This is a genomic window from Zavarzinella formosa DSM 19928, from assembly GCF_000255705.1.
Lineage (GTDB): Bacteria > Planctomycetota > Planctomycetia > Gemmatales > Gemmataceae > Zavarzinella > Zavarzinella formosa.
On sequence record NZ_JH636443.1, the window covers coordinates 126655 to 143523 of the forward strand.

General features: G+C 60.3%; 17 protein-coding genes. 8 read left to right on the forward strand and 9 right to left on the reverse strand.

From position 1 onward, the window contains the following. Positions 1 to 74: 74 nt before the first annotated feature. Positions 75 to 1568: a ribosome biogenesis GTPase Der gene (gene der / locus BGIM_RS0125790; protein ID WP_020472592.1), complete on the reverse strand. Its 1494-nt coding sequence runs from the start codon at positions 1566 to 1568 to the stop codon at positions 75 to 77. A 259-nt stretch (positions 1569 to 1827) separates the two neighbouring features. Here der and BGIM_RS0125795 point away from each other — a divergent pair, with 259 nt between their 5' ends. Together BGIM_RS0125795 and BGIM_RS0125800 are read left to right on the forward strand one after the other, a co-directional pair. Further along, entirely contained in the window at positions 1828 to 2148 is a 321-nt protein-coding gene (locus tag BGIM_RS0125795) for a hypothetical protein (protein WP_020472593.1), read from the forward strand. 51 nt (positions 2149 to 2199) lie between these two features. Further along, the gene (locus BGIM_RS0125800) at positions 2200 to 2844 is read left to right on the forward strand and encodes a hypothetical protein (RefSeq protein ID WP_020472594.1); all 645 of its coding nucleotides are present in this window, start codon (positions 2200 to 2202) and stop codon (positions 2842 to 2844) included. 126 nt (positions 2845 to 2970) lie between these two features. On the opposite strand, the gene BGIM_RS0125805 is transcribed toward BGIM_RS0125800, so the two are convergent. The 5 genes from BGIM_RS0125805 to BGIM_RS58275 all read right to left on the reverse strand — a co-directional run bounded on the left by BGIM_RS0125805 (position 2971) and on the right by BGIM_RS58275 (position 7352). Beyond that, positions 2971 to 3426 (reverse strand): hypothetical protein, encoded by a 456-nt coding sequence (locus BGIM_RS0125805; RefSeq protein ID WP_020472595.1) that lies wholly within the window; start codon positions 3424 to 3426, stop codon positions 2971 to 2973. Positions 3427 to 3459: 33 nt separating this feature from the next. Next, positions 3460 to 3657, reverse strand: coding sequence for a hypothetical protein (locus BGIM_RS0125810; RefSeq protein ID WP_020472596.1), 198 nt, complete (start codon positions 3655 to 3657; stop codon positions 3460 to 3462). Continuing rightward, positions 3654 to 4283 (reverse strand): hypothetical protein, encoded by a 630-nt coding sequence (locus BGIM_RS0125815; protein ID WP_020472597.1) that lies wholly within the window; start codon positions 4281 to 4283, stop codon positions 3654 to 3656. The genes BGIM_RS0125810 and BGIM_RS0125815 overlap by 4 nt, the downstream gene beginning before the upstream one ends. A gap of 129 nt (positions 4284 to 4412) precedes the next feature. Beyond that, positions 4413 to 4799 carry a hypothetical protein gene (locus tag BGIM_RS52405; RefSeq protein ID WP_020472599.1) on the reverse strand — a complete coding sequence of 129 codons (387 nt, stop codon included), beginning with the start codon at positions 4797 to 4799 and terminating at the stop codon, positions 4413 to 4415. 186 nt (positions 4800 to 4985) lie between these two features. Then, on the reverse strand, positions 4986 to 7352 hold the full coding sequence (locus tag BGIM_RS58275; RefSeq protein ID WP_052640007.1) for an RNA polymerase sigma factor: 2367 nt from the start codon (positions 7350 to 7352) through the stop codon (positions 4986 to 4988). A gap of 200 nt (positions 7353 to 7552) precedes the next feature. On the opposite strand from BGIM_RS58275, the gene BGIM_RS0125835 reads away from it, so the two are divergent. The 3 genes from BGIM_RS0125835 to BGIM_RS0125850 all read left to right on the forward strand — a co-directional run bounded on the left by BGIM_RS0125835 (position 7553) and on the right by BGIM_RS0125850 (position 11106). Then, positions 7553 to 8575, forward strand: coding sequence for an alpha/beta hydrolase (locus BGIM_RS0125835; RefSeq protein WP_020472600.1), 1023 nt, complete (start codon positions 7553 to 7555; stop codon positions 8573 to 8575). A gap of 460 nt (positions 8576 to 9035) precedes the next feature. Beyond that, positions 9036 to 10469: a TIGR04222 domain-containing membrane protein gene (locus BGIM_RS0125840; protein ID WP_029630536.1), complete on the forward strand. Its 1434-nt coding sequence runs from the start codon at positions 9036 to 9038 to the stop codon at positions 10467 to 10469. A gap of 100 nt (positions 10470 to 10569) precedes the next feature. Further along, positions 10570 to 11106, forward strand: a complete 537-nt coding sequence (locus BGIM_RS0125850) for an SRPBCC family protein (protein WP_020472603.1) — start codon at positions 10570 to 10572, stop codon at positions 11104 to 11106. A 340-nt stretch (positions 11107 to 11446) separates the two neighbouring features. Here the strand turns inward: BGIM_RS0125850 and BGIM_RS0125855 are convergent, their stop codons facing one another. Continuing rightward, positions 11447 to 11866: a hypothetical protein gene (locus BGIM_RS0125855; protein WP_020472604.1), complete on the reverse strand. Its 420-nt coding sequence runs from the start codon at positions 11864 to 11866 to the stop codon at positions 11447 to 11449. Between the two features lie 196 nt (positions 11867 to 12062). Here BGIM_RS0125855 and BGIM_RS0125860 point away from each other — a divergent pair, with 196 nt between their 5' ends. From BGIM_RS0125860 to BGIM_RS0125870, 3 genes are all read left to right on the forward strand, one after another. Further along, positions 12063 to 12503, forward strand: coding sequence for a hypothetical protein (locus BGIM_RS0125860; RefSeq protein ID WP_020472605.1), 441 nt, complete (start codon positions 12063 to 12065; stop codon positions 12501 to 12503). Then, the gene (locus BGIM_RS0125865; protein ID WP_020472606.1) at positions 12497 to 12934 is read left to right on the forward strand and encodes a hypothetical protein; all 438 of its coding nucleotides are present in this window, start codon (positions 12497 to 12499) and stop codon (positions 12932 to 12934) included. Before BGIM_RS0125860 ends, BGIM_RS0125865 begins: the two co-directional genes overlap by 7 nt. A 193-nt stretch (positions 12935 to 13127) precedes the next feature. After that, on the forward strand, positions 13128 to 15857 hold the full coding sequence (locus BGIM_RS0125870) for a beta strand repeat-containing protein (RefSeq protein WP_157369431.1): 2730 nt from the start codon (positions 13128 to 13130) through the stop codon (positions 15855 to 15857). A 117-nt stretch (positions 15858 to 15974) separates the two neighbouring features. Here BGIM_RS0125870 and BGIM_RS0125875 read toward each other — a convergent pair whose 3' ends face one another. Continuing rightward, positions 15975 to 16334, reverse strand: coding sequence for a hypothetical protein (locus BGIM_RS0125875; RefSeq protein ID WP_020472608.1), 360 nt, complete (start codon positions 16332 to 16334; stop codon positions 15975 to 15977). A gap of 124 nt (positions 16335 to 16458) precedes the next feature. Next, the gene (locus BGIM_RS0125880; RefSeq protein WP_020472609.1) at positions 16459 to 16857 is read right to left on the reverse strand and encodes a DUF3224 domain-containing protein; all 399 of its coding nucleotides are present in this window, start codon (positions 16855 to 16857) and stop codon (positions 16459 to 16461) included. Positions 16858 to 16869 lie beyond the last annotated feature (12 nt).

The window sequence follows — 16869 nt, forward strand, 5'->3', positions numbered from 1 at the left end:
AAACCAAGGCACAATGATTGTCTTGGTTTTCCTTTCATCCTTCATCCTTCATCCTTCATCCTTCATCCTTGGTTTTAGATGTCCCACAGCGAGGAAGACTTGTCCCCGCGTTTGCGCTTGCGCGGGGCGGTCGAATCGCGGGGTTTCTTGGGCTTGTCGATCTTCTGGTCGGCGGTCGCGGCGGTGGCTTCCTCGGAGGCGGCGGTCATTTCGGGATCGTCGTCTTCCTTGCCTCCCTTGCGAGGGCCGTCGTGGCGGTTGCGGAAGTCAAACTTGATGGCCACTTCCGGGAACGGCAGGTGATCGCGGAAGATCTTCATCAAGTATCGCCGATACACCGAATCGAATAATTCCGGCCCGTTCGTGAAGAACACAATCGTCGGCGGTTCGACAGCCACCTGCGAGGCGAACATAATCTTGGGCTGCTTTGTCCCCCGCTGGGACGGCGGGTTGGCTTCCAAAGCGTCCCGCAGCACCCGATTCAACTCTCCGGTGGTCACCCGTGTGCGGGCCTGTTTCACCAAGTTCTGGGCCAGGTTCAGCACCCGGAAAACGTTCTTCGACTCCTTGGCCGTGACGAACGCCAGCGGCACATAGTCGAGCATCGGGTAGACTTTGTACACGTACTCCGCGAATTCCTTCGTGGAGACCTCCTGCTTCATCACCAAATCCCATTTGTTGAACACGAAAATCGCGGGCTTGTGATTCTCCAAAATGTATTCCGTGAGTTGCTTGTCGATCCGGCCGACGGGCTGGCTGGCGTCGAAGAACATCAGCACCACATCGGCCCGGCGAATCGACCGCTCGGCGCGGGCGAGACTGTAAAACTCGACGTTTCCGGCCAGACTGCTGCGGTGCCGAACCCCGGCGGTGTCGATGGCGATGAAGGTCTTGCCGTCGTGTTCAAACCGCACGTCCACGCTGTCCCGCGTGGTCCCGGCGACTTCGCTGACGATGACGCGGTCTTCCTGGGCCAGTGCGTTGATGAACGTGCTTTTTCCGGCGTTCCGTCGGCCGACGATGGCGAGCTTCAGCGTCTCGACCACCGGGGCTTGTTCATCGTCCTTGGGCGCCGGCAAATGTTCGACGATGGTGTCGAGCAGGTTGTCCTGCCCGCGAAACTGGTTGGCGCTCACCGGAACCACGGGTTCATACCCGAAGCGGTGGAAGTCCCCGGCGGCCAGATCGAGAGCTTCCGTGTCGCACTTGTTCACCACGCAGATGACCGGCTTTCCGAGGGGTCGTAATCGCTCGGCGACGGTTTCATCCAATGCCACCGGCCCGGAGCGGGCGTCGGTCACGTACAAGATCAAATCGGCCTGGTCGATGGCGATGGCGATCTGCCGTTCGACGTCTTCGTTCAAGTCTTGCGAATCGACGATGCCGATGCCGCCCGTGTCCATAAGGTCGAAGAACCGGCCATCATGCTCGACGACGACCGTGACGCGGTCGCGCGTCACCCCGGCCGTCGGATCGACAATGCTGATGCGTTTGCCGGCCAGCCAGTTGAAAATGGACGACTTGCCGACGTTCGGTCGTCCGATGATGGCCACGACGGGCAACGCCATGATGTAGCTCCAAGCTGAGAGAACCGTAATTGATTGATTGTATGAGGGACGCAACGAACGCGGAACGAAAAACCCCGCCTTCACTTACTTCCCGACAAACCCAATCCTCCGGGGAACCGGCGACTTCGCCGTGTGAATCGCATGATCGCACCTTTTGAAGAACTCCGTGCGGGCGCGACGCGGAGTCCTCGCGACGGAGCGCGAACTTCCCCCGTTCAATCGCCGTCACTTTTTGAAGAAGGCTTCAAGAGGGCATGCGATGAGCAAGGTGAAGTCCCCCGTGGAAAAGAAAGCGCTGGCCTACTGCCGGGACCACGTTTCGCCGTCCGAATACCCGCACGGCTTTCGCAAAACATGGCCTAGGAAGAAAATTCGCCCCGGCCGGGCCGCCCGCCACAAGGTGCGCCAAATCCTTCGGACCACCGGCGACGACACGCTGGCCGCCACCGTTGTCCGAAAAAAGGTGCGGAAGTGGGGCGTCATTTCCTTGCGGGAAAGTGTCGATTTCAAGAAGTGGAAACGAAACCAGATGATCGGCGCCCGCAAAGCGCGACAGGCTCGGCGGGCCAAACCCTCGTAAGGGTGTTCTCGTCGAGCAGGGTTTCAACAGAAATCTGCCAAAGGGGCCGTCATGGCGAGACAGAACCGGGTCACGCCTTTCGGGGAGATCGTTGCCGTTTCCGAGCGGGGGACGATGATGGGCAATCGCGGCGTCCTCCACGACGCGGCGGGGCACATTCGCCGCCCGTGGCTGGTGAAACGGTGGATCATTTGCCGGTTGGAGTTCCGCGAGAGGCGGCGGGTCGTCATGTCTCCAGACCGCTACACGGAGCTTTTCTTTCTTGACGAAGCGACCGGGCTGGCGGCCGGCCACCGTCCTTGTGTCGAGTGTCGTCGAAAGGCATTCGCGTCTTATGCCGAGGCTTGGGCGGCTGAAAACCCCGGAGCGGCAAAGCCCAAGGTCTCGGTCATTGATGAACGCCTTCATGCCGAGCGCGTCGGCCCGGACCGTCGCCAGCGGACCTTTCGGGCGACGGTCGCCGATCTCCCGGACGGAGTGTTCGTGACGTGCGATGATGCGGAGGGAGAGGCCCGCCTGTTGTGGAAGGGGCGACTTCTCACATGGTCCCCCGGCGGCTATGCGGCCGGCAATCCGGCGTTTGCACACGGAGAAGTCACGGTTCTCACCCCGCGATCCACCGTGAATGTGATCCGGGCGGGCTACAAGCCGGAAGTCCACCCCTCGGCAAATGATCCAGTTTCCGTCGGCGCTTGATGTGAAGACAAAGCCCGGAAGATTTGCCACACCCAATCAGCGACCACAACAGATTGGCGGGGTCAAAACTCAATGAATCAACGAATGCTGATTCATTGAGTTTGAATTACAGTTGTCCGGAAATCGTTATTTCGGCAATTCCCGAGCTTCCGCTTTTTTTCCGGCCAGATCGAAATAGAGCGTGTAATAGACGCCCGGCCCGGTTTGCGCCACCCCCACCAGATTCCCGGACTTTCGGGCCTGTTCATTAGTCTTTCGGATCGCGTCCTCGGTCACCGTGAACTTTCCGAGGATTCCGATGGCATACGCCTCCCGGCCCCTTAATTCATCAGGCGCCTGGACCTCCACCCCATGAATGCGCGCAATCTTTGAGGAACCGACGATGCCCCGAACAGCCACCAGCCGGCCGACGTGTTTGTCGAGGTCGTCAGCCGAAGTGATAACGGGCCAATCCATCCCCAATGCCATCGGCGTGAATTTCTTGTCCGGCTTTTGCAGAACGTCCTCCCCGGCTGCCTTCCCCGCGAGAAGAATCGCGCCGCCGAGGATGATTGCCGGAGCCGTCCGCCAGATACGCATCATGTACCGCCTGCTTTTGTGGTTCAATTGCCGCCTTCACGGATTGTCGGTTCTCGTCCCGAGAATCCAAGGGGTGAAGGCGCCGGTTTTGGGGTTAGGAGCCTTTTGGGGAGCGATGTGGGGTTTGCCCTCGTGGACGAAGACACGAAGAAGGAGGGCTTCGCGGATCTTCTTGGGCGGGGTGGCTTCCACGTCCACGATGCAGAGGGTGGTTTGGCCATCGCCGGGTTTCATCCCCAACCTGGCTCGCCCTGTTTCGGATCCTCCTTTTTGGGTTGCATGGCCGCGATTTGCCGGACCAGTTCGTCCCTCGGAATGGCGTTTTCTCGGCCGAGTCGCAGGCGTTCTTCCAGGTCTTCGGAGTTCGGATCATATTGCCGGACAACTGGACGCAGACGAAGCCATTTCCGAAGGCCCCAGACGAACACCAGCAAGGCCGGCGGGCCGTAAATTGGCGTCAGGATGAGTTTGTCTCGGCCCCCCTCCGCGAAATGAAGCGCCAGCATCACGGCGGCGAACCCGGCAAGGATTCTCCCGGTGATGATCGCGAGACCGGCCATGTCGAGCGAATGCCCGAACTTCCGATTCCGGGCGAGGGCGAGCATGTTCTCCTGGACTTGTCCGCATGCGGGACAGGGAACTTCCTTGATCTTCCCGGCGAGCGTCCGTTTCAGGTCGGCCTCGGCCTCCCAACGGGCCTTTTCCTCGGCCAGCGGATTCAGAAACAAAATGTTGCTGTCCGAACCCACGCCGCTTCCGTTCACCACATAGACGTATTCCAGCCGGCACTTTTCGCAGGTCACGAACTTGAGGCTTTTGCCGCTCAGTTTCGCGGTGTGGCGTATTCCAATCGGAATCATCAGGCTCCCTCCGCTTGCGGCAACATGCTCCCTCCGCTCGCGGCGACATGAAATCGAGTTTTGATCCGGGCCGGATCAATGCGAGCCATCATTCCGGGCGGCGAGCGGGATGGGTGGGCGCCCGGCCGCTTATGGACGGAGCAAAGATGAAATACCGAATGGATCGGCAATGCCCAGCGCACGCGCGAACCCGACCGCAAAGGGGATGACCCAAAACGGAGAATCCTCGTCGAACGGAGGCAGGAATTCTTTGGAAGGAATGTGGCCCGCCATGTTGTACAGGGTTTTGGCGCAGATCTCCTCGAAACTGCGCTGATGCAAAAGTAACGTTTCGGTTTCTTCCGCCTGGAGTGAACTACGCCTGATCCTGTCAAACAGATCGTGGGCATGCCGCCATTTCCGGTCGTCCGAAGCCATGTCGTCTAGTTCGAGCATGGCGGACTGGTCAGCGCAATGCGGCAGGAAGAACCGCACCATCTCTTGGATCGCCAACGCCGTGGAGTTTGTATGCGGCACCCAACCCCCTCGCTTCTTTGCGGTCCAACGTGTTGGGAGGAACATTCCCGATTATTAAGTTGGCCGGTGATTATTGAACCACTTCGGCCTACGCTGACAGGCTAACCGACATGTTTCCCGCTGTCAAAATCATTCCCGGCATCGGCTCGCCAAGCATAGGCGGCACGCCAAGACAGCCTTCCGTCTTCACGGATAATCGGTTCTTGTCCGAAGAATCCAAGGGGTGAAGGCGCCGGTTTTGGGGTCGGGAGCCTTTTGGGGAGTGATGTAGGGTTTGCCCTCGTGGACGGAGACGCGAAGGAGGAGGGCTTCGCGGATCTTCTTGGGCGGGGTGGCTTCCACGTCCACGATGCAGAGGATGGTTTGGCCGTCGCCGGCTGTTTCAAAGTTGATGATGGAGCCAACGGCGGGCATCGGCACGGACAGATCACGATCAGTCAGGTCGTGCATCTTGAGATAACGCGGGTCGATGAACTCGCGCAGGGCGTTGGCGTTCTTGTCGCCGTGGTGGTTCCGCATCGTCACCAAAAACTGTTTGACGGTCGCCGCGAGCCGCATCTCCATTTGCGTGGGGGGCGCCTCGGGCGGGGCGAAAGGGTCGGCCTTCCCCGACTCATTTTTCGGCGGCGTCTTCCCGGTGTCGGCGGGCGGTTCGGTTTTGACTTCGAGTTCCAGTTTCCCGGTGGAGAGCTTCTCCAAAAGAGGGTCCGGTTTGCGCGGCCCCGCCGAGGTCGGACCGGTGAGCCGTTCGTATTGAATCTGGTATTTCCTCGTCGTCTTAAGGGGCGCCAAGTCAATGTCGCCGGCTTTGGCCGCCGGTTTGAGTTGAAGCTCCAATTCGTAAAGCTCGATTTCCTTCCCCGGCGCCAGTTTCGCCTCCTTCGGGGCGTGAAGCCCCCCGGCCTCCAGGCGGATCAGGGGAACCTTCTTGCCCGCGTCATCCGTCACCTCGGGCGGGTTCTCCACAAAGAACGCATAGACGTATTCAAACTTCGCCTCTTCCTTGCCAACGTTGCGCACCCGGAGGACGAGCTTGGCCGTTTCGCCGGAACCATACACCCGTTTGCCGCCGGGATGGAAACCCAAGCCCGCCTGAAGGCCGCCGGCCTCCTTGCCCCAGGCGGTGACGGTTTCCTTGGGAATGACTTCCAACTCCAGCTTCCCGGTGGCGAGCTTGCCAAGGATGGGATCGGGCTTGATTTGCCCGCTCGAAGTGTTTCCAATCACTCGCTCGTATTGGAGGCCAAACTTGCCCGTTCCGTATAGGGTCGCGGGCCGTCGGCCGTCGTTTTCATCGGACGGCCTGAGTTCGAGATCCAATTCATAAAGTTCGATTTCCTTGCCCGGCGCCAGAGTCACCTCCTGCGGAATGTGTCTCCCAAACGCGGTCACTCCCGGCAAAGTGACCGGCTTGCCCGCGTCATCCGTCACGGCCGGAGGTTGTTCGATGAAGAACTGCCGGAGATATTGAAACTTGACCTCTTCTTTGCCGACGTTGCGCACCCGGAGGACGAGTTTGGCCGTTTCGCCGTGACTGTAGGCCCGCTTCTCGCCGGCGTGAAAGCCTAGGCCCGCTTGCAGGCCGCCGGATTCTTTGCCCCAGGCGGTGAACGGTTCTTTTTCCGGCTCCTGCTTTGGCGGCGGTGTCACTCGTTCTTCCGCGACGGGGGGCTTGATGTCTTGGGCCGTCGCTTGGCGGTACACCAGGCCGGTTGTCCCGGCGGCCAGAAATCCGAGCGCCAGCACGACGGTGTAAACGGCTTTGAGTTTGGTGATGAGCATGGCTTTCAGCGTTCCTTCGGTGAGGGCGGCCACGGGAGCGGAGATCATGTCGGCCGACTGGCCGGTTGCCAACTGCGTGGCGATGTTGATGGTTGAATTCAAGACGGCGACCGGCACATCCGCCGAGGCCGTTGTTTGGGAAAGCGCCGCCGCCAGCGACGCGCCGGAAACCGCCAGCCCGCGCCGGGCCAGCCGCTTCGCCAGCAGTTCCCTCGCGCGGGCCAGGCGGCTGGCCACCGTCCCCTCGGGGCAGCCGAGTTGCCGGGCCGCCTCCTTGCGGGTTTTGCCTTCCAAGTCGCACAGGACAATCAACGCCTGAAACCGTTGCGGCAGATGGCTCAACTCTTGATCCAGCAACGGCAACAGTTCGTTGGCGCGGGCTTCGGCCACGACGGGTTCGGGCAGTTGTTCCATTTGCATTTCACGCCCCCCGCGTTTGGCCGCCGTCGCCCGCGAGCGCACGGCCGTCTGGCGGGCGACGCCGTACAGCCAGTTTGCCAGCATCTCCCTCGGCCGGACCGTGGCCGCCTTCCGTACCAGCACCAGAAAGGTGGCCTGAAACGCATCCTCGGCATCATGGGGATTGTGCAACGTGCGGCGGCAGACGCCCCAAACCATCGGGGCGTGCCGTCGCACCAGCGTGGCCAGGGCATCGCCGTCGTGATGGCTGAGGAAGCGGGTCAGCAATTCCGCATCGGTCTTCCCCTCCCCGTCCCGCTCGGCCGCCGTCCGGAGTTGCCGGACGACCACGCTCAACGGACTGCTCGTCATCGGTTTCGTCCTCGTCGCTGTGGCCTTCTGTCAAGTATTCTCCGACGAGGCCCGGTTTGATCCGCCAGTTTTAAAAAGAGGGAAATTTGTTTCGGGGGATATGTTGACGACGGGTGAAAGAAACCCCGCTTCGCGGCTAACGCCGAGGGCGGAAGCCCAACTACAATACCCGCCTGACCATCATCCCGGAGTCATTCAAAGTGAAAAAAGCAATCACCCCCATCATCTGTTGCGTGGCCGTGGCGGTCATCGCCCTGGCCCAGGCGCCGACGCCGCCGAAGGCCAAGGATGGGTCGCCGAAGACGCCCAACCCGGATTCGCAATATCGGCTGGGGCCGGATTCGTTGCCGCAAGAGGGAGTGCCGAAGGGGGAGATTCGGGGGCCGTTCACGCTTCCGTGCAAGGTGTATCCGGGCACGCAGCACACGTATTGGGTGTATGTCCCGGCCCAGTATGACCCGGCGATTCCGACGGCCCTGATGGTCTATCAGGACGGGCAGGCCTTCATGAACGAGAAGGGGGACATGCGGGCGCAAAACGTGATGGACAATCTGATCTATCGCCGCGAAATCCCGGTGATGATCGGCGTGTTCATCAACCCCGGCCGGCGGCCGGATCAACCGGAACCGTCGCCGTCGAACTGGGGCGACCGCGACACCAATCGGCCCACCGAGTACAACTCGCTCGACGACAAATACGCCCGCGTCGTCACGGAGGAATTGCTGCCCGCGTTGAACAAGGATTACAACATCTCGAAAGACCCGGAGATGCGCGGCATCGGCGGCTCCAGCTCCGGCGCCATCGCGGCTTGGACGGTCGCTTGGGAACGGCCGAACGAGTTTCGCAAAGTGTTGAGCAACGTCGGCAGCTTCACCAACATTCGCGGCGGCCATGCCTATGCCGACTTGGTGCTGGCGGCCGACAAGAAGCCGATCCGGGTTTTCCTGTGCGACGGCCGAAACGACAATCGCGGCATCCGCAACGGCAAGTATGACGAGTCGTGGGACTGGTTCGCCCAGAATGTCAAGCTAATGAAAGCTCTCACCAAGAAGGGCTACGACGTGAATTATTCCTGGGGCATGAACAACCACGGCCAGAAGTTCGGCGGGGCCATCATGCCGGAGATGATGCGCTGGCTGTGGCGGGACGGCCCGGTGTCAACCGACCCGAACGACATGGTGGAACGCGGCTTCCGCCAGCCGGTGGCGAAGAAGAAAAACTGACACCCCAACGATTGCATCACGGCGATTCCCCAAGGTGCGGCAAATCTTCCGGGTGCCTTTTCATGCCTTTGCGGTTGCATCAAACCGCGTTGATGGTTTTCGCCCCAAGGGGGCGCTCGAAAATAGCCAGGGGCGGTCGCCGCCCCTGGAAACATCAACCGTCGAAGGGTTTCTGCCCCAAGGGGGCGGCACTTGTCTATTGTGCCGCCCCCTTGGGGCGGAGATCAGGGGGAGTCATTTTCCAAGGGCGGCAACCGCCCTTGGCTATTTTCGAGCGCCCCCTTGGGGCGAAAACCATCGACGCGAGTGAATGCGAGAATTGATAAGTGTCAAAACAGTGATGCCGGATCGGCCGCCTCTGTTAAGATTGCAAGAAAACTTGGCGGCCGTTCAATTCCGCTTCCCGGCCGGCGAATTTCCCCATAAAAGCAGTGTTCTCGCACTCATTTCCGAGGTGGTCATGGATTCTTCCCAACTCGACCGGCTGAAACGAATCGAACAATTTGAAATCGACGCCCCCGGCGTCCGGTTACGGTTCGCCGACCGGCTGGCCCGTGAAAACGGCTGGACGGCCCAATTCGCCCGGCGGGTAATCGCGGAGTACAAGCGGTTCTGTTTTCTGGCGATGGAGGCCGGCCACCCGGTGACGCCGTCCGAACAAATCGATCAGGCGTGGCATCTGCATCTGGTGTACACCCGGAATTATTGGGAAGATTTCTGCCCCAACGCCCTTGGCCAGCCATTGCACCACGGGCCGACCAAGGGTGGAGAGGCCGAAAGCCACAAGCATCATGACTGGTACGAAAAAACTCGGGCCAGTTATCAACGCCTCTTCGGCGAGGCCCCGCCGACGGACATCTGGCCGTCGGCGGCCGACCGCTTCCACCATGATCCGGCTTGCCGGCGGGTAAACTGGAAGGAAAACTGGGTGGTGCCGAAACGGCCGGTGCGGGCGGGGCTGAAGTTCGCGGTGGCGGGCGTCGCCCTGATGGCCGTCATCGGCTGCGCCCCGGATGCGCCGAACCCGCTGGACTGGAAGGGGGAGGATTTCCTTTTCCTCTACGCCGGTCTTGGCGTGGCTTTTATGATCTGGAACGTGCTGGTGCGGCTCTTGTTGAACTTCGGCCCGATCCCGGCGGACACCAATCCGGCGCTGACCGATTACGAGATCGCCTATCTTCAAAACAAAGAAGAAGGAATCTTCCTGACGGCCACCGTCAAGCTCACCCAACGGGGGCACCTCGCCCTGAACGATTCCGGCCAATTGATCCTCGGAACCCGCCTTCCCGAAAACGCCCACCCGATTGAGCGGGAAGTGGTGGCCGCGTACACCCGGCACACGGACCCGGCCAAGGCCCAAAAATCCTGTCAGCTTTCGCTGGAAGAAATGAATCAACAACTGCTGGAAGCCGGTCTTCTCATCGCCCCGGCCAAGGCGTCGGCCATCCGGCTGATGACGACCATTCCCTTTGTCCTGTTGTTCTTCTTCGGCCTGACCAAGATCATGGTGGGTGTCCAGCGGGACAAGTCCGTCGCGTTCCTGATCATCATGAGCGTGGTTTGCCTAGTGACGTCCTTGGTTGTCATGGCCACGGCCCCCCGCCTCTCGGGTTTCGGCAAACGCCATCTGGGCGTCCTGCGGTCAAGGCATTATGCGATGCGGACGGACAAAGCCCGCTTCTCGCCCACTTACGATGAAATCGGCCTGCCGGTCGCCCTGTTCGGCACGATGGTCCTGATTGGCAGCCCCTACGATCAACTCGGCAAAACCCTGCAACCCGTCTCCAGTTCGACTAGCGACGGAAGCAGCAGTTCCAGCGGTTGTTCCGGCGGCGGGGATGGGGGTGGCAGCGGTTGCGGCGGCTGCGGCGGCTGCGGCGGGGGCGGTGATTGATCGAAGCCGCCGATGACCGGCAACTGACATTTACAAAAGCCCCTTTGAAGCCCAATATCTGCATCAATGTTGCATTGTTGGCAAACAAAGGGGTTATGTGATGTGGAAGAAAATCCTCCTCGGGCTATTGGTCGTCATCGGCATTTTCGCCGTGGTGGTGGCCATGCAACCCTCCGACTACCAAGTCACCCGAAGCGCCACGATGGCGGCCCCGCCATCCGAAGTGTTTGCGCAGGTGAACGACTTCCACAAATGGGAAGCCTGGTCGCCGTGGGCAAAACTCGACCCGAGCATCAAGATGACTTTTGAAGGCCCGGCCGAAGGAGCCGGCGCCATTTACAAATGGACCGGCAACGACAAAGTCGGCGAAGGCATGATGAAAATCAACGAGAGCAAACCGGCCGAGCAAATCCTCATCAAACTCGATTTCATCAAACCCTTTGAAAGCTCCTGCGACACGGACTTCACCTTCAAACCCGAGGGCAGCCAGACTGTGGTGACTTGGACCATGTCCGGCAAAAACAACTTCATCGGCAAAGCCATGTGCCTCTTCATGAACATGGACAAAATGGTTGGCGGTGACTTTGAAAAGGGGCTGGCCAACATGAAGGCGGTGGTGGAAGGGGAGAAGAAGTAAGGGTGAAAAGAGCAGTGCGCGGAGGGTGTTTTCTTGTCAGAGGCGGCTGCGTCAGCGACGCCCAAGCTTCCCGAGAAAATTCACTTTTGCGATATTTTGCCGGACGATCCTCACCTCAAAATTTGGTAGTCTTATCGCATTTTTAATACGGCCGTTTTTCAACGGCATCATTTGATTCAACTAATCCCCCTGAAGCCGCGACTCGGAGGCTTTGTGGAGAGGAGCGCGTCCCGAGAGCGTCACACAAGTCCTTGAATCACTGTCTTCGGTGACAGTCTCAGGACGCGCTCCTCTACGCAAAGCCTCCGAGTCGCGGCTTCACGGGGATCACTTGCTCCAATCACGCATTATTCAATCGCTGATTCATATAAGAAAGCAGCGTTTTGCGGGCGCGGTGTTTGCGTTCGTATTCGGCGGCTTGACGGATGGAGTCTTCGGGCATGGAGACGAGCATTTTGCGCAGGGCGGCGACGGTGAGGCCGTCGTAGCCGTTGAACGGGGGTTGGCCGACGGCGTCCTCGGCGTGGGGGCGGCTTTCGGAGGGGCCGGGGCCTTCTTCCAGTTCTTCCGGGGGGCGGTTGGTGTCGTCGCCCGTGGCGTCGCCGGTGTCGGCGTCTGTCAGGAAGTCTGACACGTCATCTTCGGAAGGATTGCCGCGTCCGGAGTCGCCGTCCCGCATGGAGGCATCCGTTCGGGCGCTTCGCTGCCGGGGCGGGTGGGCTGTTTCGATGGATTGGTCGAGTATTTCTTGGCTGGTCATGGTTGCTGTCTCCTGATGAAGCAAAGTAGGCAGGGAATATCCGGCAACCCGCGTGCCATGATGGGATTACCATGAATATCAATTGATAAAAAGATCGTTAATTCAATTCGTGAAGTGATCCGCATTGGCCCGGAGGGGGTTTAATCAATCGTCAAAATCGGCCGGTTTTACCACAATAAGCCATGGAGGATGCGCCATGCCAGACGCACTGGAAGAAGCCGACCGGTTGTTTGCCGAGGGCGAGGAGCTTGCCGATGCCGGGAACGAGGCGGAAGCCCTCGCCCGGTTTCAGGCGGCGTGGGCCGCGTTGCCGGAGCCTCGGGACGAACAAGAACCGGCCGCCATGATCTTGGCGGCCATTGCCGATTCGCAGTTTTACCTCGGCCAATGGGAGGCCTGTCGGGAAACCGTTCAACAGGCCTTTCGGTGCGGAGCCGACGTGGCCAACCCGTTTCTCCGGTTGCGGCTTGGGCAGAGTTTGTACGAACTCGGCAACGAACCGGAGGCGGCCAACTGGCTGACGCCGGCCTACCTGTCCGAAGGGCGGGCCTTGTTCGCGGACGACGACCCGAAGTATCTGGAGTTCTTCCAAGGCAAACTGGCCCCGCCGCCGGGCGGGTGGCCGGAGGGATGGTAGGCGAACCGGCCAATCCTTCGCAAGAGGCGGGCGCCAGTCGTCGCGTCTGGTTGGTGGTTCCGACTTGGCTGTTTTTCGCAATCGATGTGATCCTCACGCTAATCGGCCAGCCCGAGGAATATTGGGCCGGCGACTACTCGACCGCAAACGAGATCAACCCGCTGGCCTTCCTGATTCTGACACGCAGCCCGTGGCTGTTCGCCGGGCTGTCGGTTGTCTGGGGGGCGATCTTGGGCGTGGTGGTTCTGTGGTGGCGACACCCGTGGACCGGCTGGCTGGCGGCGGGGGTGGCCTTCGCCCATGTGCTTGGCGGCGGCACTTGGATCATCCGGGCGGGACCGTGGGGATGGGGCTTGGCGGTCATTTATCTGGCCTTGGCTTCCCGCTTTTCCCGCTGGTGCTGGCGGCGGTCCGGGTGGGCCGGAGGTTGATATCCAAAGCAATTCAGAGAACACTTCCATTCTGTGACAATCAACAGCCAATACCCATCCACCCCAATTTGCCGATATTACTTCCAAACAGTGGGGCAATCTGCTTGACAGGGAATGGCCGGACAAAGAGGATATTTCTCTTCACTCCCCAAGTGATGACCGCACCCTCTTCATTAAGAATCGAGTTGTCTTCATGAGTCGCTCTCGCTCCCGGTCTGTTCGTTTGCAAATGCTTGATCTGGAAAACCGGATCACCCCGGCCGTCAACTTGGTGATTGATGGCGACGCGGCGATGACCACGGATGTCACGCCCGTGACCGATCCGCAAACCCATGTGACGACATTCACGGCCGCGGGAATGGGTGGGGGGACGGCCGTGTTGACCGTCGCGGACATTGCCGCGGCCCTTCAGACCGGGGATGTCATCATCAGCACCGGCAGCGACAACACTGTCGCGGAAGCGGGCAACATCGATTGGAAACATACCTCGCTCGCCGACGATCTCACCGGTAATCTCCCGATTGGCCGAACTCTCACCCTTGATGTTTCCAACTCGGATCAGGTGGCCAACATCACCTTTTCCAGCGGGGTGAGCCTGGACATGGACCTGCTTTCCTGTGAATTCAAAACAGACAGTTCGACCAGGGCGGACGGCGATGTCGATCTGAGCGGCGCCTCGATTGACGCCGGACAAAACCTCACCGTGGACGCCGGAGGCGGAACGGTCACTTATCAAAACATCAACCTGAACGGGAGCGCCACGTTCAACGCGGCCGACATCGTCTCAACCGGGACCTCTGTGCTTGCCTACGGAGCGTTTTCCACGGTCGCGATCAACGGGGACTTTCACACATCGGCCGATTCCACGGCGATTCAGCCTCTCATGGGTTTCAGCTCCGGGGCCGGCGCTTCGATCACCATCAACGGGGTGACAACCGGCGTCGGGAATTTGTCCCTGGATTCCGGAACGATCACTCACCGCTCCATTGACTTGGTGACCGGCGGCGGCACGGGGACATTGTCCTATCCGAACGGGGATGTCAATTTCGGGGTCAATGACATCACGGCCACCAACATTGTGATTGGCAGCACAAACCCCGGTTTCGCCGACTTGGGGGCAAACTTCGGAAACGGGACGGGCACGGTCACCGGAAATGTGACGGTGAATCTTTCCGGCAGCCTGACTCCGGGGAGCGTCGGAACGGTCGGGACGTTGCAGATTGTCGGCAATGTCGATGTTTTCGGGGCCTACGACCCGGATATTTCGGGCACAGGCGACAAGTTGGACATCACGGGCAACCTGACGCTCGAAACCGGCTCTCACTTGGGGGGCCACGGAACCGGCCTGCTCGCGGCGGGGCCGATCAGCATCGTGAACTACTCGGGCACGCTGACCGGCGCCTTTGCCAACGCCGCCGTGGGCGCCTCGCTGATTTTGGGCGACGACACGGTCCAGGTCTCCGGCTACGGGACCGGCACGAATTCCTCCATCACCATTTCCCCCGCAGCCGCGGAGCCAAAGGGAACGGCGACCGGCGCGGATGCCGACGGAACGTTCTACACCGCCAAACTGACCGGTCCGGGCACGCTGTATCGCGTGGTCGAGTCTGGCGGGCCGTCATTCGTGCTCAAGGGCACGACGGCGGCCAGTTCGTTCACGGTGACCACCAAGGCCAACGGCTCCGATGCGATCCTCGCGGCGGGCCGGTTGATCGTCACCAGCGCGGCGGGATTAAACGCCATCAACGCCGCGAACACAGATTTCTTTGATGAAATCAACATCACCGGCCCGGCCAAGACCATCAGCGTTCGCGACACGCTTGGGCCGATCACCATCGGGGGGACCGTCGCGAACAGCGCCGTCTTGAAAGGCCGCAATATTGGCGGCAACGTGACGAGTGGCAGCACGCTTTCCTCGGTCACCACGACGGGAGTTTTCGGCGGAAACGAGATTGCCCCCAAATTCGGGACGATCACCGCCCAGAATTTGTTCGGATCAATTATGTCCGCCGGATCGATTGGAAACGTCACCGTCAAGGGATTTTTTCAGGCGCTTTTGTCCGCCGGTAGTTCGATCGGCGCGATCAATGCGGGTAACGTGAACGGGGGATTCATCACGGCCGGCACGAGCGTCGCCTCCATCAACTCGAAAGGCGACTTCTTTGCGGATGTCACGGCAGCCTCGGTGGGGGCCGTCAATATTGCCGGCTCCCTGGACGACTTCGCGCTTGGCTGGAACATCACCAAGGGAGTGACCTCCATCACGACCGGGGCCATTGGCGAATTCGGCTCTTTTGATTTCAACGCCCTCTTCCTCGGCAGCCTGGCGGTCAAGGGGAATGTGGCGGCCGACATCGACGCCAATGTCGATGATGCCACCTTCACCCTGAACGGCAACAATCTCCCGAACAGCCCGGCCAACGCAAATGGCTTCGGGATCAAAACAGTCAGCATTCTCGGAAACGTGAGAAACAGCACTTTCAATTTGAAGCAGGGAAGCCTGTCGTCCTTCTCAGCGGCCCGCTTTATCGACAGCAATCTGTATCTGAATTTCACCCCGACGGGCGGGACATTCCAAACCCCCATCCCCGGTTTCGGAGGCGGGAATTTTCATTACAAGCTGGGTTCGTTCAAGACCACGGCCATCACCATCGGCGACACCAGCAATGGCCTGAACCAGTCCTTCCAGAGAAGCCAGATCGCGGCCGACACCATCGGCACCGTGCGCCTGACCGGTGTCAACACGACTCCCCAATCGGCGGCGAATTTCGGAATCCGGTTCCACACCACCGGCGGCAGCGTCCGAGTGGCTCAAGGGCTGACCAACCAACTCTTGCTCAACAAGGATCTCACATTCACGAATGGAACCGGGATTCCCGTGGCCGCCCCGATTGACGGGTCCTTCTACTTCATGAAAGTGTGACCGAGACGGCGGAGAGAAAGGAATGCCGGGAAGGATTTTTGCCGGCCGTGTTGGCGCTCCGGTCTAAACGACCGGGCAAGCCTACACGCCGCGCAAAAACCAAACGGCCGGGCAGCGTCAGCCTTTCACCTTGATCGTGTGCGTCTTCGTCTCGCCGCATTCGCCGGCCGGGGTGATGGTGATTTGGATCGTCAGCAGCCCGGCTTCCTCGGCATGCACTTCGTAACGCAACCGGCCGCCGCCGATGAGGGCCTTGCCGGCCATGCGCTCCATGATGAGACGCCCGGTGGCCGGCTTGCCGTTGACGGTCACTTCGACGGCGTATCGCCCTCCCATCGCCGGGCGGTCGAAGCGGATCGTGTCCCCGATTTGAACCTCGGCCGGGAAGTCGTCCCCCCCGCCGACCCGGTGGTCGGCGATGTGCGTTGACGGCGAGAACAAGGAAGCGGCAACAAGGCCTGTGATGAGATGGTTCATGGGTGCTTCCAATGGAGCAAATCCGTGGTGAATTGGTTCACGGATATTACCCCGCCGGAGCGAAAATCCCCATGTCGGTTGAGTGTTTGGACGGGCCAAATCTCGTCGCAAAAAATTGAAAAAATCAGCCCGTCGGCAGGTCGTATTCAAATTCGTAAAAGTGCCTGCCTTGGGTGATTTCGATGGCCATTTTCCCCGTCAGGCCCGTCAACTCCCCGGTTCCCGAATCCGGGACAACCGTGATGACCAAATGCGGCTCCCCCCGGTTCATGATCCCGCTGTGCTGAAGCACAAACGACCCGGTCCGGCCGCCGAGGGCGCCCGTCACCCGTTCGATGGCGACATACCCGGCCGATCCCTTGACCGTCGTTCCGGCCGCCAACATCTCCCCCACGCTGATGGCCTGCAATTCCCCGTGGAACTGCTTCTCAATCGACCGCCGCCCCAACAGACTACCCTTGGCGGTGTCATGCGTCGGAAGCGGCGCCAGTTTGACCTCAAACTCCCCGCGAATCTTGTTCATCGCCGCAACCTC